Source organism: Neisseria oralis (genome assembly GCF_045062685.1).
Taxonomy (GTDB): domain Bacteria; phylum Pseudomonadota; class Gammaproteobacteria; order Burkholderiales; family Neisseriaceae; genus Neisseria; species Neisseria oralis.
This window is the reverse complement of the sequence record NZ_JBJGEB010000002.1, coordinates 142,778-164,323: the sequence shown is the minus strand read 5'-3', so window position 1 is coordinate 164,323 and position 21,546 is coordinate 142,778. Positions and strand designations below refer to the sequence as shown.

The 21,546-nt window shown below is 53.4% G+C and carries 20 protein-coding genes; 10 read left to right on the top strand and 10 right to left on the bottom strand.

Translation table 11 applies throughout. The annotated features are described in order from the left end of the window. Positions 1-8 precede the first annotated feature (8 nt). From ACI43T_RS02710 to ACI43T_RS02685, 6 genes are all read left to right on the top strand, one after another. A complete protein-coding gene (locus tag ACI43T_RS02710; protein ID WP_009173502.1) occupies positions 9-968 on the top strand; it encodes an acetyl-CoA carboxylase carboxyltransferase subunit alpha in 960 nt (319 codons plus the stop codon). 81 nt (positions 969-1,049) lie between these two features. Continuing rightward, on the top strand, positions 1,050-2,366 hold the full coding sequence (gene tilS, locus ACI43T_RS02705; protein ID WP_405385472.1) for a tRNA lysidine(34) synthetase TilS: 1,317 nt from the start codon (positions 1,050-1,052) through the stop codon (positions 2,364-2,366). A 70-nt stretch (positions 2,367-2,436) separates the two neighbouring features. Continuing rightward, complete coding sequence (rpoE, locus tag ACI43T_RS02700; RefSeq protein ID WP_009173504.1) at positions 2,437-3,036, top strand: RNA polymerase sigma factor RpoE; 600 nt, start codon at positions 2,437-2,439, stop codon at positions 3,034-3,036. A 2-nt stretch (positions 3,037-3,038) separates the two neighbouring features. Beyond that, positions 3,039-3,635 carry an RseA family anti-sigma factor gene (locus ACI43T_RS02695; protein ID WP_405385471.1) on the top strand — a complete coding sequence of 199 codons (597 nt, stop codon included), beginning with the start codon at positions 3,039-3,041 and terminating at the stop codon, positions 3,633-3,635. A gap of 128 nt (positions 3,636-3,763) precedes the next feature. Then, positions 3,764-4,558 (top strand): TrmH family RNA methyltransferase, encoded by a 795-nt coding sequence (locus ACI43T_RS02690; protein ID WP_405385542.1) that lies wholly within the window; start codon positions 3,764-3,766, stop codon positions 4,556-4,558. Between the two features lie 53 nt (positions 4,559-4,611). Next, complete coding sequence (locus ACI43T_RS02685) at positions 4,612-5,274, top strand: UPF0149 family protein (RefSeq protein ID WP_405385470.1); 663 nt, start codon at positions 4,612-4,614, stop codon at positions 5,272-5,274. Positions 5,275-5,339: 65 nt separating this feature from the next. Here the strand turns inward: ACI43T_RS02685 and ACI43T_RS02680 are convergent, their stop codons facing one another. From ACI43T_RS02680 to ACI43T_RS02660, 5 genes are all read right to left on the bottom strand, one after another. After that, positions 5,340-5,831, bottom strand: a complete 492-nt coding sequence (locus tag ACI43T_RS02680; protein ID WP_293277906.1) for a DUF456 domain-containing protein — start codon at positions 5,829-5,831, stop codon at positions 5,340-5,342. Between the two features lie 30 nt (positions 5,832-5,861). Beyond that, positions 5,862-6,821, bottom strand: coding sequence for a tRNA 2-thiocytidine(32) synthetase TtcA (gene ttcA / locus ACI43T_RS02675; protein WP_405385469.1), 960 nt, complete (start codon positions 6,819-6,821; stop codon positions 5,862-5,864). A gap of 126 nt (positions 6,822-6,947) precedes the next feature. After that, positions 6,948-7,802: a prolipoprotein diacylglyceryl transferase gene (gene lgt / locus ACI43T_RS02670; RefSeq protein WP_405385468.1), complete on the bottom strand. Its 855-nt coding sequence runs from the start codon at positions 7,800-7,802 to the stop codon at positions 6,948-6,950. A gap of 89 nt (positions 7,803-7,891) precedes the next feature. Then, positions 7,892-9,022, bottom strand: a complete 1,131-nt coding sequence (locus ACI43T_RS02665) for a M14 family metallopeptidase (protein ID WP_405385467.1) — start codon at positions 9,020-9,022, stop codon at positions 7,892-7,894. Positions 9,023-9,058: 36 nt separating this feature from the next. Beyond that, the gene (locus ACI43T_RS02660) at positions 9,059-9,529 is read right to left on the bottom strand and encodes a macro domain-containing protein (protein ID WP_405385466.1); all 471 of its coding nucleotides are present in this window, start codon (positions 9,527-9,529) and stop codon (positions 9,059-9,061) included. 183 nt (positions 9,530-9,712) lie between these two features. Between ACI43T_RS02660 and argB the strand changes: the two genes are divergently transcribed. After that, the gene (gene argB / locus ACI43T_RS02655) at positions 9,713-10,600 is read left to right on the top strand and encodes an acetylglutamate kinase (protein WP_377081558.1); all 888 of its coding nucleotides are present in this window, start codon (positions 9,713-9,715) and stop codon (positions 10,598-10,600) included. A gap of 79 nt (positions 10,601-10,679) precedes the next feature. On the opposite strand, the gene ACI43T_RS02650 is transcribed toward argB, so the two are convergent. From ACI43T_RS02650 to ACI43T_RS02635, 4 genes are all read right to left on the bottom strand, one after another. Beyond that, positions 10,680-11,204, bottom strand: coding sequence for a hypothetical protein (locus tag ACI43T_RS02650; RefSeq protein WP_405385465.1), 525 nt, complete (start codon positions 11,202-11,204; stop codon positions 10,680-10,682). A gap of 6 nt (positions 11,205-11,210) precedes the next feature. Next, a complete protein-coding gene (gene mutL / locus ACI43T_RS02645; protein ID WP_405385464.1) occupies positions 11,211-13,205 on the bottom strand; it encodes a DNA mismatch repair endonuclease MutL in 1,995 nt (664 codons plus the stop codon). A 114-nt stretch (positions 13,206-13,319) separates the two neighbouring features. After that, complete coding sequence (fghA, locus tag ACI43T_RS02640; RefSeq protein WP_405385463.1) at positions 13,320-14,159, bottom strand: S-formylglutathione hydrolase; 840 nt, start codon at positions 14,157-14,159, stop codon at positions 13,320-13,322. Between the two features lie 208 nt (positions 14,160-14,367). Further along, positions 14,368-14,787 (bottom strand): hypothetical protein, encoded by a 420-nt coding sequence (locus ACI43T_RS02635; protein ID WP_405385462.1) that lies wholly within the window; start codon positions 14,785-14,787, stop codon positions 14,368-14,370. 249 nt (positions 14,788-15,036) lie between these two features. Between ACI43T_RS02635 and ACI43T_RS02630 the strand changes: the two genes are divergently transcribed. Next, positions 15,037-16,746, top strand: a complete 1,710-nt coding sequence (locus tag ACI43T_RS02630; protein WP_405385541.1) for a proline--tRNA ligase — start codon at positions 15,037-15,039, stop codon at positions 16,744-16,746. Positions 16,747-16,842: 96 nt separating this feature from the next. On the opposite strand, the gene ACI43T_RS02625 is transcribed toward ACI43T_RS02630, so the two are convergent. Beyond that, positions 16,843-18,201 carry a D-alanyl-D-alanine carboxypeptidase family protein gene (locus tag ACI43T_RS02625; protein WP_405385461.1) on the bottom strand — a complete coding sequence of 453 codons (1,359 nt, stop codon included), beginning with the start codon at positions 18,199-18,201 and terminating at the stop codon, positions 16,843-16,845. A 252-nt stretch (positions 18,202-18,453) separates the two neighbouring features. Here ACI43T_RS02625 and ilvA point away from each other — a divergent pair, with 252 nt between their 5' ends. Beyond that, entirely contained in the window at positions 18,454-19,980 is a 1,527-nt protein-coding gene (ilvA, locus tag ACI43T_RS02620) for a threonine ammonia-lyase, biosynthetic (protein ID WP_405385540.1), read from the top strand. 423 nt (positions 19,981-20,403) lie between these two features. Then, positions 20,404-21,543, top strand: a complete 1,140-nt coding sequence (locus ACI43T_RS02615; RefSeq protein WP_405385460.1) for an RNA ligase RtcB family protein — start codon at positions 20,404-20,406, stop codon at positions 21,541-21,543. The last annotated feature ends 3 nt before the right edge of the window (positions 21,544-21,546 follow it).

Genomic DNA, 21,546 nt, shown 5'->3' with positions numbered 1-21,546 from the left:
TCATAAATATGAAACCTGTTTTTTTGGATTTTGAACAACCTATTGCCGAATTAACCAATAAAATCGACGAGTTGCGTTTTGTGCAAGGTGAGTCGGCCGTTGATATTTCCGATGAAATCGCACGGCTGCAAAAGAAAAGCAACGATTTGACCAAATCAATTTTCAGCAAATTGACACCGGCACAGATCTCACAGGTTTCCCGCCATCCCCAGCGTCCTTATACCTATGATTATATAAATACGCTTTTCACTGATTTCGAGGAACTGCACGGCGACCGCCATTATGCGGACGATCATGCCATCGTCGGTGGCTTGGCGCGGTTCAACGGCCAAAGTGTTGTCGTTGTCGGCCATCAAAAAGGTCGGGACACCAAAGAGAAAATCCGCCGCAATTTCGGTATGCCCCGCCCCGAAGGTTATCGGAAGGCTTTGCGGTTGATGCAGACGGCGGAAAAATTCAATTTGCCGGTCATGACTTTTGTAGACACGCCCGGGGCATATCCGGGTATCGGTGCGGAAGAGCGCGGCCAGTCCGAGGCCATCGGCCGAAACCTGTATGAACTGACACGCCTGCGCGTACCGATTTTGTGCACGATTATCGGCGAAGGCGGTTCGGGCGGCGCATTGGCGATTGCTGTCGGCGATTATGTGAATATGTTGCAATATTCGACTTATTCGGTTATCTCTCCTGAGGGATGTGCTTCGATTTTATGGAAAACCGCAGAGAAAGCGGCCGATGCGGCTCAGGCTTTGGGTATTACCGCCAAACGTCTGTTGGATTTGGGGTTAATCGACCGGATTATCAATGAACCGTTGGGCGGTGCGCATCGTGATATGCAAACGGCTATGAAAAACGTTAAAGCGGTGTTGGAAGAACAGCTTCGCGAAGCTCAGTCCATCCCGATGGCCGATTTGTTGTCCCGCCGTTTCGACCGCATCATGGCTTATGGGCAGTTCACTGAAAAATAATAGAAAATAGCAGTATTTGAGCAGGCAGGCGTAGAAAGTCGCCTGCCTGCTTTTTTTGAGGCCGTCTGAAAAAGGATAAATATGGATTTGCTCGAATGCCTGTTTATGAATGAAACGCCATCCTTATCTGGCAAAGATATTGAAGTCGGCTTGAGCGGAGGGCTGGATTCGGTCGTATTACTGCATATGCTGTCCTGTTTGAGGCAACAACATGGTTTCTCACTGCGCGCCGTACATGTTCATCACGGACTGAGCCCGAACGCCGATGATTGGGCGGAATTTTGCCTTGATTACTGCAACCGTTTGAGCATTCCTATCCGTATTGCACATGTTCGGGTCAAAAAAGGAAATTCGGGTATCGAGGCGGCGGCCCGCGCCGAGCGTTATCGTGTATTTTCAGACGGCCTCAGCGATATTTTGGCGTTGGCCCACCATCAAGACGATCAAGTAGAAACTTTTATGCTTGCCGTTGCACGCGGAGGCGGGCTGCGTTCGTTGGCCGCTATGCCGCAACAGCGGGATTTAAACGCTGAAACGAAAATATGGCGGCCGTTACTTCCGTTCACCCGTAGCGACTTGCAGCATTATGCCGATCTGCATCATTTGGATTTTATCGAAGACGAGAGCAACAAAGATTCGGCCTATCTGCGTAACTGGTTACGCAACGAAGCCTTACCGGCATGGCGCGGACGGATACCGCATTTCGACCGGCATATTTTGTCCAATATCCGTTCGTTACAGGAAGATTTGGAGCTGCTGGACGAAATCGTACGGCAGGATTATGAATTTGTGTACGGCGGCGGTAGGTTTTCCGTAGCAAAATGGCGAAATTTGGGCAGCAGGCGCCGCCGCCATGTATTGCGGCATTTTGTGTTGCAACACGGTTTGGGAATACCTTCGCAAAGCAGTATTTCGGACTTTGAACGGGTATTGATGGAATCGGATAAGGCCGAATGGAAGCTCCCTGCCGGAACGGTTTATTCGTATCGTGGAAGCCTGTTCCCTCTGCTGCGGCAAAAAATGGACAAAATTTCCAAATCCGAAGGAAAAGTCATCAGAGGCCGTCTGAAAGATATCCTGTTGGACAACGGGTTTGTTTTACAACCTAGCCCTTTCGGATTGTCGGAAGAGTTGCTGGCACAGGAAGGGATAGTCCGTAACATGAATAATAGTGATGTAATTAAATTAGATTGCGGAACAAAGCCGGTAAAGAAAGTGTTGCAGGAATACCATATCCTACCGCTCGTCCGAAAAAGTTGGCCGATTATCATAAATGCCGATAAAGAGTGTGTTGCAGTTGCTAACCTCAGGGCCGGCGTAGATTTCCAAGTTGAAAATGGGGTAATCCCTGTTTTTTTTGAGTATCAAGAGTATATTACGGAACTAAATTACAAATAAGCTGTCTCAGCAATGCACGAACGCTTTGCTGAATTATGACTTATAATGCAGTTAATTATAAAGGTTAGATATGAATGATCGTAAAATCGATCAAATGCTGGTAGAGCGCGCGCAACAAGGCGAACAAAAAGCGTTTGAAATGTTGATGTCAAAGTACCAACGCCGCTTATTCAGACTGATTACCCGTTTTGTTAAAGACGAACATGACGTAAATGATGTGGCGCAAGAGGCAATGATTAAAGCATACCGCGCTTTGCCGGGTTTTCGCGGAGAAAGTGCTTTTTATACATGGCTGTATCGCATCGCCATCAATACAGCGAAAAACTTTTTAATTACTTCGGGAAAGCGGCCGTTTGTTAGTGCAGAAGCCGCCAACGAAGAAGGGGATGTTCTCGATTTGTCCGATCAGGTGGCGGATTACCATACGCCGGAAGCCGAAATGGTCAATCGGGAAATATTGCAAACTGTTGAAGCAGCTATTTCCAAGCTGCCAGACGACTTACGGAAAGCCATCACCTTAAGGGAGATGGACGGTTTGTCTTATGAGGAAATTGCTCAGATAATGGATTGTCCAATCGGTACGGTGCGTTCGCGGATTTTCCGTGCGCGCGAAGTAATCGCAAAAGACTTAAGGCCTTTGTTGGATACATCCGAGAACCAAAGGTGGTAGAAATGCAGACAACAATAAACGATAAATTCAAATATATTTCCATTGCAATGGATGACGACTGTTTGTCCGAAGAAATTCTGGATAAACTTTTGGCCGATAAAGAAGCGTCGCAAAAATGGTATGAGTACCATTTAATCGGTGATTGCCTCAGAAGCCGCAAAGAAGGCATGGGTAAAGATTTCGATTTTGCCCAAAGCTCGAATTTTATGGTGACTTTAGCCGAAATCAGTTTGGAAAACAAACGCCTTTATGAGGCGGGACAAGTTAAACCGGTTAAAGAACTGCCTGTACAAGCGTCGAATCACGCGTTTAAGGGTTTTGCCATAGCGGCGAGTGTGGCGGCGGTAGCGGTTTCCGTATGGCAGCTTTTGCCGCAGACCGAGCAGGCAGATGTTGCCCCCGTTGCGGTGGAACAGCAGCGTCCGGCACGCGCCGAAGTGGTGGAAGTGAGCGGTAAGCCTGATGCGAAATCGGCATCCGCGCCGGTAGTTGCTCCCGTTATGCCGAGTAACGTTGAAGAGAAACCGAAAAGCCAGTCTGCCGTGCATATCGAATCTCAACATGTGTCGCAGCAGCGTCAGCAGACCATCGTAGATTGATTTCGGTTGCCCTTCGGAAGATAGAAAGCCTCTGTTTGGAAAGCAGGGGCTTTTTACTATTTGAAGGCCGTCTGAAAACGATAGCGGCAATATTGGTTCTTCAGGAGAACGGCTATATAATGCAGCCCATGAAGCTGATTACATCCGCGCAAAACGACCGGCTCAAGTATTTGTCCAAGCTGCTTTCGCAGGCTAAGGCCCGCAGGGCGTCCGGTCAGACCGTTTTGGAAGGCGTGCATCTGTTGCAGGCTTATTTGCAGGCCGGATTGACGCCTGTGCAGGTTTATATCCCCGAATCAAAATTGCAGCAGCGGGAAATCCTTGCGTTGATTGCGGCGTTGCCTGAGCAGGCTGTTACTTCAGTGGCGAATGCTGCTTTGTCTAGAATTACCAGTTTGAGCGAAGCGGATGACATAATGACGCTGATTAATATTCCCGCACAGGATGCTTGGCCGGTAAACGGCGACTGCGTGGTGTTGGACAGGATACAAGACCCCGGCAATGTCGGTACGGTGATGCGCAGTGCGGCGGCGGCGGGTGTCGGATGTTTGGTTGTCGGAATAGGCAGTGCGGACGTATGGTCGCCGAAAGTGCTGCGTGCCGCGATGGGTGCGCATTTTCTGTTGAAAATCCATACGGAAGTGCGTTTGGCGCAGTGGATTTCATCGTATCAGGATAAGGTTTGGGCGACCGCACTACATCATCAAAACAACCATAACCTCTATAATCTGGACTTGCATCAGTCGGCTGCTTGGATTTTCGGTAATGAGGGCAGCGGCGTGGACGATAATATTTTAGACCAAGTCAGTGGCTGCGTCAGAATACCGATGGAGGGGAAGACCGAATCGCTGAATGTGGCGATGGCCGCTACCGTCTGTTTGTTTGAGCAGATGCGGCAGAGGCAGGCCAAGCAATTAATTTGAAAAAATCTAATAGAGGATGGCCGCAGGCCGTCTGAAAACGATAAGGAAAAAGAATGCAGCATCATTTTGACGAACATTCCCGCAAACGACTGATGGAATTGCTGGACGAAAAATCTTTAACCCACAACACCATGCGTTCCGACGAAGTACAGGGCTTCATGATGGCGCTGCTTTCCGGCCCGGATGCGTTGACCCCTGAAGACTGGTTGCCTGAAGTATTGGGGGAGGAAGCACTGTTTGAAGCCAAAGAGCGGACGGAGGTGGAGCGTCTGGTATTGGCGCTAGCGGTGGATATGCGCAGGCAGATGTCGGGCAAACACTTGCCCGATTTATGGCTTTATGAAGACAATGCGGGCAATCCTGATTTTTATACTTGGTGCAACGCTTATCTTTATGCGCTGGAAGTGGTGCCTACCAATTGGTTTGAAACGGTCAATCAAGAAGAATTTGAGGATTTGTTTTGTCCGATTATGGCCTTGGGCGGTATTTACGACGAGGAGGAAAACGGCGAAATCGTCCTGCATCTGACCGATTCCGAGCTGACGGAACTGGAATCCGATTTGCCTCATACGCTGCTGGATATTTATTTTTACTGGCAGGCTATTATCAACAAGCCGAAAACCGTCCGCCGCACAGAGGCGAAGGTGGGGCGCAACGACCCGTGCCCGTGCGGCAGCGGCAAGAAATACAAAGCCTGTTGCGGTAAATTAAGCTGATTGTCCCGCAAAATAAGAAGAGGCCGTCTGAAAACTATTTCAGACGGCCTCTTCTTATTTTAGGGTCAGGTAAACAAGTTGAAAATCCATACCGACAGCAGGGTCAGGACAATGGCCAGCGCACAGCCGACTTTGGCAATCATGCCGATGATGAAGCCGATAAACGTACCCACGCTGACTTTGCCTGCCTGCAACATATCCCGTTTGGCAATGAACTCGCCAACTCCCGCACCGACGAGCGGGCCGAGCAGCAGGCCGGGCAGGGAAAGGAAGGCGCCGGTAATACCGCCGATGAACGCGCCCCATAGAGCCTGTTTGCTTGCGCCGGTGTATTTTGCCCCCAGTACGCCCGAAACATAGTCCATGGCCATGCCGAAGGCGGCCGCGATGCCGATAAAAATCAGCGTATTCGTGCCGTAAACCTGATAGTTGCCCGCGTAAGCCAGCAGCCACGCGCCGCCGAACATCAGTCCCAGACCCGGGATGGCGGGGTAAATGGTACCGAGCAGGCCGACGAGTACGGCTATCAGCCCCAAGAGGATTAAAATCGTAGTCATGTTTCGTCCTGTTTCAGAATAGACGGCACGTTATGCGCCGCAGGTTTTCGGCTTGTTGGCCAAAATATTGATGATTTTGCGTTCTGCTTTTTGCGGTTCGATTTTGATTTCGCTGCCGTCTTCTTCGAGGCCGTCTGAAAAACGTTCGGGCATTTTTTCGCTGTCAAACGCCAAGTCGCCGCCGTGTTTCAAGGCTTGACCGCGTTCCAAACCGACGAAATCGAAAAGTTCGGTGTCGGCCAGATGGGAAGGAACGACGTTTTGCAGGGCGGAGAACATCGATTCAATGCGGCCGGGGAAGCGTTTGTCCCAATCGCGCAGCATATCGCCGATGACTTGGCGTTGCAGGTTGGGCTGCGAGCCGCAGAGGTTGCACGGGATAATCGGGAATTGCTTCAGTTCGGCGTATTTAATCAAATCTTTTTCTTTCACATACGCCAGCGGGCGGATGACGATATGTTCGCCGTTGTCGCTCACCAGTTTGGGCGGCATGGCTTTGAGTTTGCCGCCGTAAAACATATTCAGGAACATGGTGGCGAGGATGTCGTCGCGGTGGTGTCCCAAGGCGATTTTGGTGCAGCCCAATTCTTTTGCAGTGCGGTAGAGGATGCCGCGGCGCAGGCGGCTGCATAATGAACAAGTTGTTTTACCTTCGTCCAACACGCGTTTGACGGTGGAGTAGGTGTCTTCTTCAACGATTTTATACGGTACGCCAATGTTTTCAAGATAGGTCGGCAATACTTCTTCAGGGAAGCCCGGTTGCTTTTGGTCGAGATTGACGGCAACCAGTTCGAAATCAATCGGCGCGCTGGCTTGGAGCTGGCGCAGGATGTCTAACAGGGCGTAGCTGTCTTTGCCGCCGGAGAGGCAGACCATGATTTTGTCGCCCGGCTCTATCATGTTGAAATCGTTAATCGCATCGCCGACGGCGTGGCGCAAACGTTTGCTGAGTTTGTTGTTTTCTAATTCTTGTTTGGTTTTTTTGGACATGGTGGCGGTTTGGAATTTGAAATAATGAAACAGGGCGGTATTTTACAGGAAAAGTAACCGCCGCCCCGACCGTATGTGTAAAAAAGGCCGTCTGAAATTTTCAGACGGCCTTTTCGGCACAGGCAATTAGACGGCTTTGCCGCGTTTGCCGAACCAGACGAAACCGATTGCACCCAAGACAATCATCGGGACGCTCAGCCACTGCCCCATAGACAGACCGAGCGTCAGCAAGCCCAGATAGTCGTCCGGCTGGCGGGCGAATTCGGCGAGGAAGCGGAAAAAGCCGTATCCGGCCAGAAACAGCGAGGCAACCTGCCCGTCGGGGCGCGTTTTTTTCGAAAAAATCCACAATACGATAAACAGGCAGATGCCTTCGAGTGCGAACTGGTAAAGCTGCGACGGATGGCGCGGCAGCATGGCGTATTGTTGCAGCCACTCTGCCCATAGCGGATTGTGCGCGGCGGCTTCCACATCTTCGTAATGCGCTTGCGGAAAACCCATCGCCCAAAAAGCGTTGATGTCGGTAACGCGGCCCCAGAGTTCGCCGTTGATGAAGTTGCCGATGCGGCCGGAAGCCAGCCCCAGCGGGACGAGCGGGGCGACGAAATCCATGGTTTTCAGAAAGCTGATTTTGTGTTTGCGGCTAAACAGCCACATGGCGGCAAGCACGCCTAGAAAACCGCCGTGAAACGACATACCGCCTTCCCATACTTTGAAAATATCCAGCGGATGGTCGATATAGGTAGAGAATTTGTAAAACAGCACATAACCCAGACGGCCGCCGATAATGACGCCGAGGATACCCCAAGTCAGGAAGTCGTCGAGCATTTCGCGCGTGAACAATGTATTGCCCTGCGCGATGCGGCGGCGGCCCAGCCACAGAAACAGCATAAAGCCGACGATGTAGCTCAGGGCATACCAGCGGATGGCGAGCGGGCCGATGCTGATTAATACGGGGTCGAACTGCGGGTGAATCATCATATCGGTAGGTTCCTTGCGATGCGGTTGAGGCCGTCTGAAACTGCCGCACGCATCGGGCGGACGGTTTTCAGACGGCCTTCGGGTTCAAATCAGGACAAATCGGCCGAAATTTGCAAAACGGCGGACAGCATGGCTTCGCCCAAACGCAAAGAACGTTGGCCGTTCCAGCCGAAATCGTCGTCGGGCAGATTGAGGTTGTCTTTAAATGGCATCTCCAGCGTGAAGGCCAGGCAGCCGAAACGGTTGCCCACCCAGTTGGTCGCCAGCGTCATGTTCGCCTGACCGGGCGCGTCTTTTTCATAGCCGTATTCGTCTTGGAAGTCGGGGCTGGCGGAGAGCAGGGCGGTTTTGAACTGCGTTTCCAGCGCGGCGATGCGCGGATTGTAGTTCGGCACGCCTTCCGTACCGGCGACAAAGACAAACGGCAGGCTTTCGTCGCCGTGGATGTCTAGGAACAAATCCACGCCGGTTTCCAGCATTTTTTCGCGCACGAGGAATACTTCGGGGCTTTTCTCCAAAGTCGGATTTTCCCATTCGCGGTTGAGGTTCGCGCCTGCTGCATTGGTGCGCAGGTTGCCCAATACCGAGCCGTCAGGGTTCATGTTCGGTACGATGTAGAAAGTGGCGCGGTCGAGCAGGGTGCGCGCGGTCGGGTCCTGCGGGTCGAGCAGGCGGCCGAGCAGGCCTTCGACGAACCATTCCGCCATCGTTTCGCCCGGATGCTGGCGGGCGATAATCCAGATTTTCAGATCGCTTTCGGCCTGATTGCCGATGGTCAGCAGGTTGATGTCGCGGCCTTGCACGGTACTGCCCAAGTCGTCGATGCGGCAAAGCCCGCTGCCTTGCGCGTCGCCCAAAAGGTTCAGATGCTGCTCGTAGGAATAGGGTTCGAAATAGGCGTAATACACGCTGTTGGACAGCGGCGTATGGTTGATGGTCAGCACGCCGTTTTCGTATGTCGTCGGCACGCGGAACCAATTTTGGCGGTCGTAGGAAGCGCAAGCCTGATAATCTTCCCAGCCTTGGGGATAGGCCGCATCCGCCGCATTTTCAAAGTGCATCACGCAATTCTGGTAGGCCGCGCCCTGAAGCCGGAAATAGAACCATTGCGCAAAGTGCGAGGCGTTGTCGGGACGCAGTGCCAGCCGGATATTGTCCGGGTCGGACGAATCTTTGACGGTAACAGAACCTGCGTCGAATTGTGTGCTGATTTTAATCATGGTTTTTCCTAAGTTTGGGATGCGGATGTGTGTGTTTCAGACGGCCTCTGTGTCTGTATCGCCGTATTCCACCAGTGTGTGCGTTTCGCCGGCCAGCTCTTCGTCGATAATCGCGGCGATTTTCGACCAGTCGCCGCGCGCCAGTCCGGCGCCGATTTTCGGATAGGCGATGCGTTTGCCGCCGAAACGCCGTTTCACTTCGCGCATGGCGCGGCGCAGCGCACCGTAATCCAGTAAAACGCCGTCTCCCTGCCAGTCGTCCTGAGTGTAGGCGTTGACGACAGTCAGACGGTGGCCGTCGCAATCGGTTTCGGCGCTGCTGATTTGTCCCAGTTTCTCTGCACCGGCGGGCGTGGCCAAGTCGGCGGCCCAGGCTTCGGGAAAGCTGTCTTTAATCTGTTTGGCAATGCCCGCGCCCATCGCGTGGCGGCAGTTGCAGCCGTGGATGATGACGTCAAACCGGCCGGACCGTGCCAGCGCAAGCAGATTTCCACGAATGCTCTTCATCTTGCCTCCGAATCGGGAATGGAATCACAAGCGGCCATTATAGCGGGTTTACACGCGAAAATCAGCCTTGAAACGGGCGTATCCCGTTTTCAGACGGCCTCGTTCCGGCTTGTTTCAGACGGCCTTTGGCATTACCATAATCGGACCTGCACCTTATGCGGCCATACAGAAAAGACCGAAATTATGAATAAGACCGAACACCTCTCCCCCGCAGCCAAAGCCGAAATCCTCTCCGAGGCCCTGCCTTACATCCGCCGCTTCTCCGGCTGCACCATCGTCATCAAATACGGCGGCAACGCCATGACCGAGCCGCGTTTGAAAGAAGGTTTCGCCAAAGACGTCGCCCTGCTGAAACTGGTCGGCATCAATCCCGTGGTGGTCCACGGCGGCGGCCCGCAGATTAACGATATGCTGGGTAAAGTCGGCAAAGAGGGGGAATTTGTGCAGGGAATGCGCGTTACCGACGGCGAAACGATGGACATCGTCGAAATGGTGCTCGGCGGCCATGTGAACAAAGAAATCGTTTCGCTGATTAACAACCACGGCGGCAAAGCCGTCGGCATCACCGGCCGCGACAGCCACTTTATCCGGGCCAAGAAACTTTTGCTGGACACTCCGGAAGGCGGACAGGCGGACATCGGGCAGGTCGGCGAAATCGAGAGCATAGACACTTCGCTGATTAAAGACCTGATCAGTTTGGGCAGAATCCCCGTGGTCGCCCCCATCGGCGTAGGCAGGCACGGCGAGGCGTTCAATATCAACGCCGATTTGGTGGCGGGCAGGCTGGCGGAAGAATTGAGCGCCGAAAAACTGCTGATGATGACCAATATCGCCGGCGTGATAGACAAACAGGGCCGCCTTCTGACCAATCTGACCCCGATGCACATCGAAGGGCTGATTGCCGACGGCACGCTCTACGGCGGAATGCTGCCGAAAATCAGTTCCGCACTCGAAGCCGCCACCAACGGTGTGAAGGCCACCCACATCATCGACGGCCGCGTCCCCAACGCGCTGCTGCTGGAGATTTTCACCGATTCGGGCATCGGTTCGATGATTCTGGGACAGGATTGAGTATTGAGCGGATTTAAAGTTAAAAGGCCGTCTGAAAGAATTTTCAGACGGCCTTTTGTATTCCTTAATCTCACATCCCTCAGAATTCGCAAGTAAAGCGGTAGAATTTTTCGGCAGTCGAACCGATTTTTATTTTATGCCATTTTAACCCTTCGACCGGCAAGATTTCGTATGCACTGAGTTTACCTTTGCTGTCAAAAAATGCGCTCTCTTCATATGAGATTTCTTTGTTTTTGCAGTCGATTTGGAATTTGAAACGGGTTTTGACGTAATCCTTGCCAATGATTCGACTCCTGCCGTTTATCGTTTCGTTCGGAATAATCGGCTTAGGTTTTTCGTAACGTATTTCTATTATCGAATTCCCCGGAGAAAGTGAACGGACGAGTGTGTTGCCGTATATGGATTTTCCTTGGGCGGGGTCGGAGTGGATTAGTCGCCAGTATTCAGGTTTGTTGTAGCTTGTTTTTTCCGCATAAACGGGCAGCGTGAACAAGATGAGTGGGATGCAAAGGGCGATTTTGTTCATAATCGAATTTTTTATAAACAGGCTGTCTGAAAATCCGTATCGGTGGTTTTTCAGACAGCCTTTATGTCTTTCGGCCATACTTCATTATTGTCCGCGTAAAAACAGTGCGTCCAATTCTTTCAGCGTCAGTTTTACCCAGGTCGGGCGGCCGTGGTTGCATTGGTTGCTGCGCGGGGTGTTTTCCATGTCGCGCAGGAGGGCGTTCATTTCGGGCAGGGTGAGCTGGCGGCCGGCGCGGACGGAGCCGTGGCAGGACATGGTGGCGAGGATGTGGTTTTCGTGTTCTTCGATGGTTTGGCTGCTGCCGACTTGGGCGAGTTCGCCCAATACGTCTTTGGCAAGCGAGACGACATCGGCTTTGCCGAGCATGGCGGGGACGGCGCGGACGGCGAGGGTGTTGCCGCCCATGTCGGACAGTTCCAGACCAAAGCCTGCCAGTGCGTCGGCGTGGTCGGCGAGGGCGGCGCATTCTTCGTGGGACGCGGCGAAGGTAACGGGGATGAGCAGGCGTTGGCTTTGCAGGTTGCCGTTTTCTTGCCGCTGGCGTTTCATTTTTTCGTAGTTGACACGCTCGGCGGCAGCGTGCATGTCGATGAGCAGCAGGCTGTCTTCGGCTTGGGCGAGGATGTAGATGCCTAATAATTGGGCGATGGCGAAGCCGAGCGGCGGCAGTTCGGGTTTGGGGTCGTCTGAAAAGCTGCGTGCGGGGTTTTCAGACGACGTGGCGGATGTGGTGCCGAAGCGGGCTTGTTCGAATTGTGCCAGCTCTATGTCTGCTTCATCGGCTGCGGTGTTTTTGAAAAGTTCGGCGTAGGTGTTGAGGGCGGCGCGGCTTTCGCGCAGGGACAGGCTGCGTTGCTGCGGTGCGCGTGCTGCCTGATAGGGCATGGGGGCGGTTTTGCCTGAACTGAAGGCGCTGCGCGGTTCGGGAGCGTGTGCGCTTGGTGCGGCGGCGAAAATGTTTTCAGACGACGCGGTCGGGTTTGGGTGAAACCCGCTATGCTCGTTTTCAGACGACGTTGCCGCGGGACGGATGCCTGTGATTTCGTGCAACACTTCGCCTGCGTTGCCGACGCTTTCGGTTAAGTCGGCGCGGGTGTCGGCGAGGGCTTTGTTGAGGGTGTGGAACACGAGTTGGTGTACCTGCTGGCTGTCGCGGAAGCGGATTTCGGTTTTGGTGGGGTGGACGTTGACGTCCACGGCTTCGGGCGGCAGGTCGAGGAAGAGGACGAAGGCGGGGGTGAGGGCGTTGTGCAATACGTCGCGGTATGCCTGTTTGACGGCATGGAGCATGACTTTGTCGCGCACGAAGCGGTGGTTGACGAAGCAATATTGTTTGTCGGTTTTGCCTTTGGCGAAGGTGGGCTTGGCGATGGCGCCGTAGAGCCGCAGTGCGCCGTTGCCGCTGTCGATTTCTAAGGATGCCGCCTGAAAGTCTTCGCCGACGATGGCGGCTATGCGTTCATGCAGGCTTTGGGCAGGGAGTTTAAACACTTGCTTGCCGTCGCGTTTGAGCGAGAAGGCGATGTGCGGATGCGCCAGCGCGAGGCGTTCGAGCATGGTGGCGCAGTGGGCGTATTCGGTGTTTTCGGATTTGAGGAACTTGCGCCGCGCGGGGGTGTTGAAGAAAAGTTCGGCGGCTTCGATGGTGGTGCCGACGGGATGGGCGGCGGCGGCGGGGCTGCTGAGTTTGCCGTCTTCGGCTTTGACTTGGGTCGCGTGTGCGCTGCCGTCTTGGCGGCTGGTCAGGATCAGGCGGCTGACGGAGGCGATGCTTGCCAAGCCTTCGCCGCGAAAGCCCATGCTGGCGACGTGTTCCAAATCGTTTAAGGTTTTGATTTTGCTGGTGGCGTGGCGGTGGAGCGCGAGTTCGATGTCGTCGGGGTGGATGCCGCCACCGTTGTCGCTGACGCGGATGAGGCGGATGCCGCCGCCTGCCAGCTCGACTTCAATCGCCGTCGCGCCTGCGTCTATGCTGTTTTCGACGATTTCTTTGAGGGCGTTGGCGGGGCGTTCGACCACTTCGCCGGCGGCGATTTGGTTGACGAGGTGGTCGGGCAGGGCGGCGATTCGGGACATATGCGGATACTTTCGTTTCAAAAACGGAGACGGGCATCCATTATATAAAGGAAAAGGCCGTCTGAAAAATCATCCCGTTTTCACGTTTCAGACGGCCTGCCGAAGCTTTATATCTTACAAACCCAGTGCCTCCGCATGAAATTCGATATGCGAATCGATAAAGCTGGCGATGAAGAAATAATCGTGTCCGTAGCCGGGGCGGACTTTGTATTGCACGTTGAAGCCGTTGGCGCGGGCGGCGTTGACGAAGGCTTCGGGTTGCAGTTCGTCGGGGAACAGCGGGTCGGCGCCGCCTTGGTCGATGAGTATCGGCAGTTTGCGGGAGGCCGTCTGAACGAGCGATGTACTGTCGTATGCCTGCCAAGCATCCGACTCCTTGCCCAAATAGGCGGCAAACGCCTGCTTTCCGCCTCGGCTGGCGGTCGGATGGCACAAGGGCGCGAACGCGGAAACGGCGGCATAGCGGCTGGGATTTTTCAGGGCGATGGAAAGCGCACCGTGCCCACCCATGCTGAAACCTGCAATGCTGCGTTCTTGGGTGGCGGGGAAATGCCGTTCCACCCAATCGGGCAGTTCGCGGCTGATATGGCTGTACATCCGATAATGCGCCGCCCACGGCTGTTCGGCTGCATCGACGTAAAATCCCGCGCCCTGTCCGATAAACTCGTCCGTACTGTCGCTGATATGGCTGCCGCGCGGCGAGGTGTCGGGAAAAACGACGATGATGTTCCATTGCGCGGCGAAACGCTGGATGCCGGTTTGGCGTATCAGTTCCGAACCGTCGCTGTTCAATCCCGACAAAAAATACAAAACCGGCGCGGGATAGCCTTTCAATACTTGCGGCGGCAGGTAGATGCCGAAGGTCATATCGGTTCGGCAGGTTTCGGAAAAGCAGCAATATTGCTCCTGATGGCCGTTGAACATTTTGGCACGGGAAAGCAGTTTGAGGGACATGGCGTTCTTTCTATCGGAAAACGAAAGAAATATAGCAGAAAGGCCGTCTGAAAGACAGTTGCCGGCTTTAATGATTGGTCATAAAAATCTACCCACAAACTCTGTGGATAACTATGTGGGTAAACTCGGAGTAAGTCGGAAAAATCCTTTAGCGACAAAAGTTCCATATTGCTGCCTGAAAAATAGGCAAAATTAAATCATTTGTAAATCAATTAGTTGCATAATAATTGGAACTAAAAAAGCACCTTCTAAATAAATTTTCAAGTAAAACAAGGTAGTGGAAAATTGTGTATAAAAATGGGTTGACAGGCTGTCGGGCCGCCTTTTTTTGCGCTATGCGGATTAAGTGTGCCGCCATAATAAAAAAATGCGACTCAGATAAAAAAGTACGTTTGGTATTGCCGTTTGGCATGAAGAAAAATGTTAAGAACTCAGGCGGCTGTTTTGCCTGAATGCGGCAGAGCGGCAATTCAAAATGAATTCGCTTTGCCGGCGCGGTAATTGTTACCCACAAACTTTGTGGATAACCGTGTGGATAAATTCGGAGTAAGTCGGAAAAATCCTTTGGCGACAGACACCGCTTACTTCTGCCTAAAAAATATTCAATATTTAAATATATTAAAATCATATGGTTATGCTGATTTTGTTATGCTCGGTCAGTAAGCAAAACTAAATTTCCAAGCAAAACAAAAGAGTGTGGGATTGTGTATAAAAACAGATTGACACGACCTTCAAACGTTTCTTGCCGCCTCCTTTTTCAACAGCATAAAAATCCGGATATGCGCCGTTTTTGGCAGGAAAAGCCATGAAAGCGATGACCGGAAAAACGGTTTCGCGTTACAATACGCGCTTACTTTTTTACACAGAAAAACACACCATGAAAGCCAGCCAATTTTTCATTTCCACCCTGAAAGAAGCCCCTGCCGAAGCCGCGCTTGCCAGCCACAAGCTGATGATTCGCGCCGGTCTGATTAAAGCCAACGCATCCGGCCTTTATACTTGGATGCCGATGGGGCTGCGCGTGTTGCGCAAAGTTGAAAACGTCGTGCGCGAAGAAATGGCGCGCGCGGGCAGCGTGGAGTTGCTGATGCCGGTAGTGCAGCCTGCCGAACTGTGGCAGGAATCCGGCCGCTGGGAATTTTACGGTAAAGAACTGCTGCGCCTGAAAGACCGCCACGACCGCGATTTCTGCATGGGTCCGACCTGCGAGGAAGTCATCGCCGACATCGTGCGCAAAGAAATCAACAGCTACAAACAGCTGCCGAAAAACTTTTACCACATCCAAACCAAATTCCGCGACGAAGTGCGCCCGCGCTTCGGCGTGATGCGCGCGCGCGAGTTCGTCATGAAAGACGCTTATTCCTTCCATGCCGACTACACCTCGCTTCAGACGACCTATGATGCCATGTACGACGCCTACTGCCGCATCTTCACCCGTCTGGGCTTGGAATTCCGTCCCGTCGCCGCAGACACCGGCAGCATCGGCGGTACCGGTTCGCACGAGTTTCAAGTGTTGGCGGAAAGCGGCGAAGATGTGATTGCATACAGCGACACTTCCGATTACGCCGCCAATATCGAGCTGGCACCGACCTTGCCGCTCAAAGGCGAACGCGCGGCTGCTCAGGCAGAGCTGACCAAAGTACACACGCCGAACGTTAAAACCATTGATTCATTGGTTGATTTCCTCAGCATTCCGATTGAAAAAACACTGAAATCCATCGTGGTCGAAGGCGAAAACGAAGACGAAATCGTCTTATTGCTGTTGCGCGGCGACCATGAGTTCAACGACATCAAAGCCGAAAAACTCGCAGGCGTGAAATCGCCGCTAACCATGGCAGATCCTGCCGCCATCCGCGCGCAGTTCGGCGCAAACGGCGGCTCGCTCGGTCCCGTCGGCTTCACAGGCAAAGTCTATGCCGATTTCGCTACTGAAAAAGGCGCGGACTGGGTTATCGGCGCGAATGAAGACGACTACCACTATACCGGCTTCAACTTCGGTCGAGATGCCGCCGAGCCTGAGTTTGTCGATTTGCGCAACGTCGTTGAAGGCGACGAAAGCCCCGACGGACAAGGTCGTCTGAAACTGGCGCGCGGCATCGAAGTCGGACACGTCTTCCAATTGCGCGACAAATACACCCAAGCCATGAACGTAAACTTCCTCGACAACAACGGCAAATCACAAATCATGGAAATGGGCTGCTACGGCATCGGCATCACCCGCGTCGTTGCCGCCGCCATCGAGCAGAACAACGACGAAAAAGGCATCATCTGGACCAAAGCGATGGCACCGTTTGAAGTCGTTATCGTACCGATGAACTACAAAAAATCAGACGCCGTGCGCGAAGCCGCCGACAAAATCTACGCCGAACTGCTGGCGGCAGGCGCGGATGTCCTCCTCGACGACCGCGACGAACGCGCAGGCGTGCTGCTGAACGACTCCGAGCTTCTGGGCATCCCGCACCGCATCGTCATCGGCGACCGTGCCTTGAAAGAAGGCAATGTCGAATACGCCGAACGCCGCGACAACGAAGCGCAGACTGTACCGACAGGCGGAATCGCCGCGAAAGTGCTGGCAGCGTTGAAATAATATCGGCAAATGACAAAAGGCCGTCTGAAAACCGGAAACAGTTTTTCAGACGGCCTTTAATTTTACCTTCGGCTCGGTCAGGTAGATGCGTTTATTTCAGCCGAACACGCTTTTAAACCAAAGGACGATGCTGTCCCAAGTCCGGCCGAACCAGTTGTCTTCTTCGACGGAGGTCAGCGCGACGACATTTTTTTCAGCCAAGACTTCTTTGCCGTTCATGATTTTCAGTTTGCCTAAAATGCTGCCTTTCTCAATCGGCGCGAGTACGGGCTGTTCGGTTTCCAACACGGGCCTGATGCGGTGGCCGGAACCGTGCGGGATGGTGATGTAGGTATCGTCGGCAAAGCCGATTTTCACCGCGTTGGCACTACCTTTATAAACTTTGACCTGCGAAATCACTTCGCCTGCGTCATACAGTTTCGGCGTGTCGAACGCCTGCAACGCCCAGTTGAGCAGTTTGCCGCTTTCGGAAGCGCGCGCCTCGGTGGATTCGGCGCCGACCACGATGGTGATAATGCGGCGGCCGTTGCGGTTGCTGGAGGCGGCGAGGTTGTAACCTGCGCTTTCCGTATGGCCGGTTTTCAAGCCGTCGACGCTGCTGTCGCGGAAAAGGAGCAGGTTGCGGTTGGGCTGTTCGATGCCGTTGTATCTGAACGATTTAAGCGAAAATATCGGATAGTATTTCGGATAATCCCGAATCAGGGCGGCGGCCAGCAGCGCCAAATCGCTGACGGTGGACAAATGCCTTTCGGAAGCCAGTCCGGTAGGGTTGTTGAAACGGGTGTGATTCATGCCCAGGCGTTTGGCTTCCATGTTCATCATGGCGACGAAATTTTCCAGCGGGGGTTTGGGCGTTTCGGTTTGTTCCGAATCGTTGCCGACACCGCCGATGGCTTCGGCCAAAGTAATGGCGGCATCATTGCCGGACTGGACGATCATACCTTTGAGCAGGTCGCTGACGCTGACGGGAACATGCGGGTTCAGGAACATACGCGAGCCTTCGGTGTGCCAGCCCGCGTCGGAAACGGTCAGCATTTCGTCGGCTTTAAGCGTACCGTCTTCCAAGGCTTTGAAAGTCAGATAGGCGGTCATCATCTTGGTTAACGATGCCGGCTCTATCAGATTATCGGGATTATTGGCGGCCAACACCTGATTGCTTTGCAAGTCTTTGACGATAAAGGCGGTTGCGGCAATTTGCGGCACGGCGGCGGGGCTGAGTGCTCCGGAAGGTCGGGCTTCCGCTCCGGCTGCGGAAGCGGTTTGGTTTGCCGGTTCCGAAGCTGTTTGGGAAGCAGGGGCGGAGGCGGGCCGGTCGGCCGGTTTCGCTTCTTTGGCGGCGGTCGGTGCGGATGCGGATGCGGCCTGATTTTTGGCCGGAGCGGCCTGTTGCGGCGCAGCGGCGGTATTTCCTGCGGTAAGTGCGGCGAGTGTGAGGCTGAGTAGCGTTTTCTTCATGACTTCAAATCTGTAAATCGGAATATCGTTATCGGACTGACCGGCGGGCCGTATTCCTATCGGCTTATCGGGCGGGCGTCCTGCTTTTGCAAGGCGGTCATTATACCGACTCACCAAGGCTTTGCTAAGATTTTTCTTGCTTTCAGACGGCCTCGGGGGTATGGTTTTACCTTTTCGCCGCTTCGGTTGCAAAACGTCTGCACACTGTTAATGCGGCTTGTTGCAAACCTTGATTTTCCGATAATTACGATGATGAACACCCGCCCATCCTATTCCGACTACCTCATCCGCATCCTGACTGCTTCCGTTTACGATGTGGCGGTCGAAACCCCTTTGGAGCAGGCGCGCAGCCTTTCAGGCCGTCTGAAAAACAATATCCTGCTCAAACGCGAAGACTTACAGCCTGTTTTTTCGTTCAAAATCCGCGGCGCATACAACAAAATGGCCAAACTGCCGAAAGAGTCGCTGGCTCGCGGCGTGATTGCCGCCAGCGCGGGCAACCATGCGCAGGGGGTGGCGCTCTCGGCGCAACGGCTGGGTTGCCGCGCGGTCATCGTAATGCCTGAAACCTCGCCGCAGATTAAGATTGATGCGGTTAAAAACCGCGGAGCCGAAGTAGTGCTCAAAGGCGTGTCTTACAACGATGCCTATGACCATGCGATGGAACTGGCCGCAAAAGACAACCTGACCTATATCGCGCCGTTTGACGATCCCGATGTGATTGCGGGGCAGGGCACCGTCGGTATGGAAATCGTGCGCCAGCGCGCGGACAAAATCAATGCCGTGTTCGTCCCAATAGGCGGCGGCGGGCTGGCGGCGGGCGTGGCCGCATTTATCAAGCAAGTCCGCCCCGATATTAAAGTCATCGGCGTACAAACCAACGATTCCTGCGGCATGAAACAGTCGGTGGAACATGGCAGTGTCGTGCATCTGAAAGATGTCGGCCTGTTTTCAGACGGCACCGCCGTAAAAGTCGTCGGAGACGAAACCTTCCGCCTCTGCCGCGACCTGCTCGACGAAATCATCACCGTCGATACCGATGCCATATGCGGCGCCATTAAAGATATTTTCGACGATACCCGCAGCATCATGGAACCGGCCGGTGCCTTGGCGTTGGCCGGCTTGAAAGCCTACATTCAGCGCAACGGCGTGGAAGGACAAACATTGGTAGCCGTTACCAGCGGCGCCAACATCAATTTCCACCGCCTGCGCCATGTTTCGGAACGCAGCGAACTGGGCGAAGGCAACGAAGGTATTTTCGCCGTAACCATCCCCGAGCAACCCGGCAGTTTCCTAAAGTTTATCAATCTGTTAGGTAATCGCAACATCACCGAATTCAACTACCGCTACGGTGATGACAAAAACGCGCATATCTTTGTCGGCATTCAAACCGCCGGTTCGCGCGACCTAGCCGTTATCAGCCAGCAACTGGCCGCCGCCGGCCTGCCCAACCAAGACCTGACCGACGACGAAATCGCCAAAATCCATATCCGCTACATGGTTGGCGGCCGCACCGACAAAGTACAGAACGAACGCCTGATCAGCTTTGAATTTCCCGAACGGCCGGGCGCATTGGCACGTTTTCTCAACCACATGCAAAGCGACTGGAACATCACTCTGTTCCATTACCGAAACCACGGTGCAGATTACGGCCGCATTCTGGTCGGCATCGACGTACCGCCGAAAGACGGGCAAGCCTTCGAGCAGTTTTTGGAAAGATTGGGCTACTTTTATCAGGACGAAACCCGAAACGCCGCCTACAAACTCTTTTTGGCTTGATTTGATTGGTTTTTGATGAAAAAGGCCGTCTGAAACGGTGTTCACAGTCGTTTCAGACGGCCTTTTGTTGTAATTTTGCAATATATTCGGCTATAAAACACCAATGAATTTTGTTTAAATAACCGAATATTTTTATAATTTGTTTGTTTTTAATTTTAATACGCAAAGAAAGGAGCAGCCATGACACGCAACACTTCAATCTGCTCAAATCACATTCTTTGCAGCCCAAGCGTCGATCTGATTTTCGAATAACGCGTTCCCGCATTTCCCATATCGCCCGCTTCGGGCTGCTTTCCCATCAATCGGACAGAGGTCGTCTGAAAACGTCAGACGGCAGTCGGTATATTTTCAAACCGGACATCTTTTTTGTTTTGTCGGTTTGGACACGTTTTGCCATCTGTCCGTTTTAGAGAAAGCATACACATGGGCAATTATCAAAATCCCCATCATATTCACATCATCACTGATTCGGAAACCTGGATTGAAGGCAACGCCGTCGCTCAACTCGAAACCACCGCCAAGCTGCCGCACATGCTGCGCGTAACCGGTATGCCTGATTTGCACGCGGGGCGCGGTTATCCCGTCGGCGCGGCGTTTTTCAGCGAACACCATTTTTACCCCGCGCTCATCGGCAACGATATCGGCTGCGGCATGGCGTTTTGGCAAACGGATTTGTCCGCCGCCAAGCTCAAACCGACCAAACTCGCCAAGCAGCTTGGCAACATCGATACGCCTTTGAGCCAAGACGAACAAGAAGCCTTGCTTGGAGAATCCGCATCCGATTATCCGTTTTCAGACGACCTCGCTGTCGGCACCATCGGCGGCGGCAATCACTTTGCCGAATTGCAAACCGTTGAAACCGTTTACCGCGACGATTTGCTTCCCGCTGCCTTTGATTCAAACCGTTTGCAGTTGTTGGTACACAGCGGTTCGCGCGGACTGGGGCAGCAGATTTTGCGACGCCACATCGAAGCCTACGGCCATCAAGGTTTGGCGGAAGGCAGCGAGGCTGCGGCGGACTATCTTGCCGAACATCAGGCAGCCCTTGAGTTCGCCCGTTTAAACCGCCGTCTGATTGCCGCCAGAATGCTCGACCGCTGGCGCACGGAAGGCGAATGCCTGCTCGACGTGCATCACAATTTCCTCGAACAAACCGAAATCGCGGGACAAACCGGTTGGCTGCACCGAAAAGGCGCAACGCCCGCCGATAAAGGTCTGGTCATGATACCCGGCTCGCGCGGCGATTACAGCTATCTGGTTCTGCCGACCCAAGATTGCCAAATTTCGCTGAACACGTTGGCACACGGCGCAGGACGGAAATGGCAGCGCGGCGAATGCAAAGGCCGCCTGTCACACAAATATTCCGCCGACAGCCTGCGCCAAACCGCATTCGGCAGCGTGGTCGTTTGTCAGGATAAGGCTTTGATTTTTGAAGAAGCTCCGCAGGCTTATAAAAACATAGACAGCGTCATTTCAGCCATGAAAAACGCAGGTCTGATTGAATTGGTCGCCCGGTTCAAACCCGTTTTAACTTACAAAACCAGCGGCGGATGTAGAGAATAAATA

Excerpts from the sequence above, each read along its gene's own strand:
- ACI43T_RS02710 (WP_009173502.1), top strand. The coding sequence starts at position 9 with ATGAAACCTGTTTTTTTGGATTTTGAACAACCTATTGCCGAATTAACC.
- tilS (WP_405385472.1), top strand. The coding sequence starts at position 1,050 with ATGGATTTGCTCGAATGCCTGTTTATGAATGAAACGCCATCCTTATCT.
- rpoE (WP_009173504.1), top strand. The coding sequence starts at position 2,437 with ATGAATGATCGTAAAATCGATCAAATGCTGGTAGAGCGCGCGCAACAA.
- ACI43T_RS02695 (WP_405385471.1), top strand. The coding sequence starts at position 3,039 with ATGCAGACAACAATAAACGATAAATTCAAATATATTTCCATTGCAATG.
- ACI43T_RS02690 (WP_405385542.1), top strand. The coding sequence starts at position 3,764 with ATGAAGCTGATTACATCCGCGCAAAACGACCGGCTCAAGTATTTGTCC.
- ACI43T_RS02685 (WP_405385470.1), top strand. The coding sequence starts at position 4,612 with ATGCAGCATCATTTTGACGAACATTCCCGCAAACGACTGATGGAATTG.
- ACI43T_RS02680 (WP_293277906.1), bottom strand. The coding sequence starts at position 5,831 with ATGACTACGATTTTAATCCTCTTGGGGCTGATAGCCGTACTCGTCGGC.
- ttcA (WP_405385469.1), bottom strand. The coding sequence starts at position 6,821 with ATGTCCAAAAAAACCAAACAAGAATTAGAAAACAACAAACTCAGCAAA.
- lgt (WP_405385468.1), bottom strand. The coding sequence starts at position 7,802 with ATGATGATTCACCCGCAGTTCGACCCCGTATTAATCAGCATCGGCCCG.
- ACI43T_RS02665 (WP_405385467.1), bottom strand. The coding sequence starts at position 9,022 with ATGATTAAAATCAGCACACAATTCGACGCAGGTTCTGTTACCGTCAAA.
- ACI43T_RS02660 (WP_405385466.1), bottom strand. The coding sequence starts at position 9,529 with ATGAAGAGCATTCGTGGAAATCTGCTTGCGCTGGCACGGTCCGGCCGG.
- argB (WP_377081558.1), top strand. The coding sequence starts at position 9,713 with ATGAATAAGACCGAACACCTCTCCCCCGCAGCCAAAGCCGAAATCCTC.
- ACI43T_RS02650 (WP_405385465.1), bottom strand. The coding sequence starts at position 11,204 with ATGGCCGAAAGACATAAAGGCTGTCTGAAAAACCACCGATACGGATTT.
- mutL (WP_405385464.1), bottom strand. The coding sequence starts at position 13,205 with ATGTCCCGAATCGCCGCCCTGCCCGACCACCTCGTCAACCAAATCGCC.
- fghA (WP_405385463.1), bottom strand. The coding sequence starts at position 14,159 with ATGTCCCTCAAACTGCTTTCCCGTGCCAAAATGTTCAACGGCCATCAG.
- ACI43T_RS02635 (WP_405385462.1), bottom strand. The coding sequence starts at position 14,787 with ATGATTTTAATATATTTAAATATTGAATATTTTTTAGGCAGAAGTAAG.
- ACI43T_RS02630 (WP_405385541.1), top strand. The coding sequence starts at position 15,037 with ATGAAAGCCAGCCAATTTTTCATTTCCACCCTGAAAGAAGCCCCTGCC.
- ACI43T_RS02625 (WP_405385461.1), bottom strand. The coding sequence starts at position 18,201 with ATGAAGAAAACGCTACTCAGCCTCACACTCGCCGCACTTACCGCAGGA.
- ilvA (WP_405385540.1), top strand. The coding sequence starts at position 18,454 with ATGAACACCCGCCCATCCTATTCCGACTACCTCATCCGCATCCTGACT.
- ACI43T_RS02615 (WP_405385460.1), top strand. The coding sequence starts at position 20,404 with ATGGGCAATTATCAAAATCCCCATCATATTCACATCATCACTGATTCG.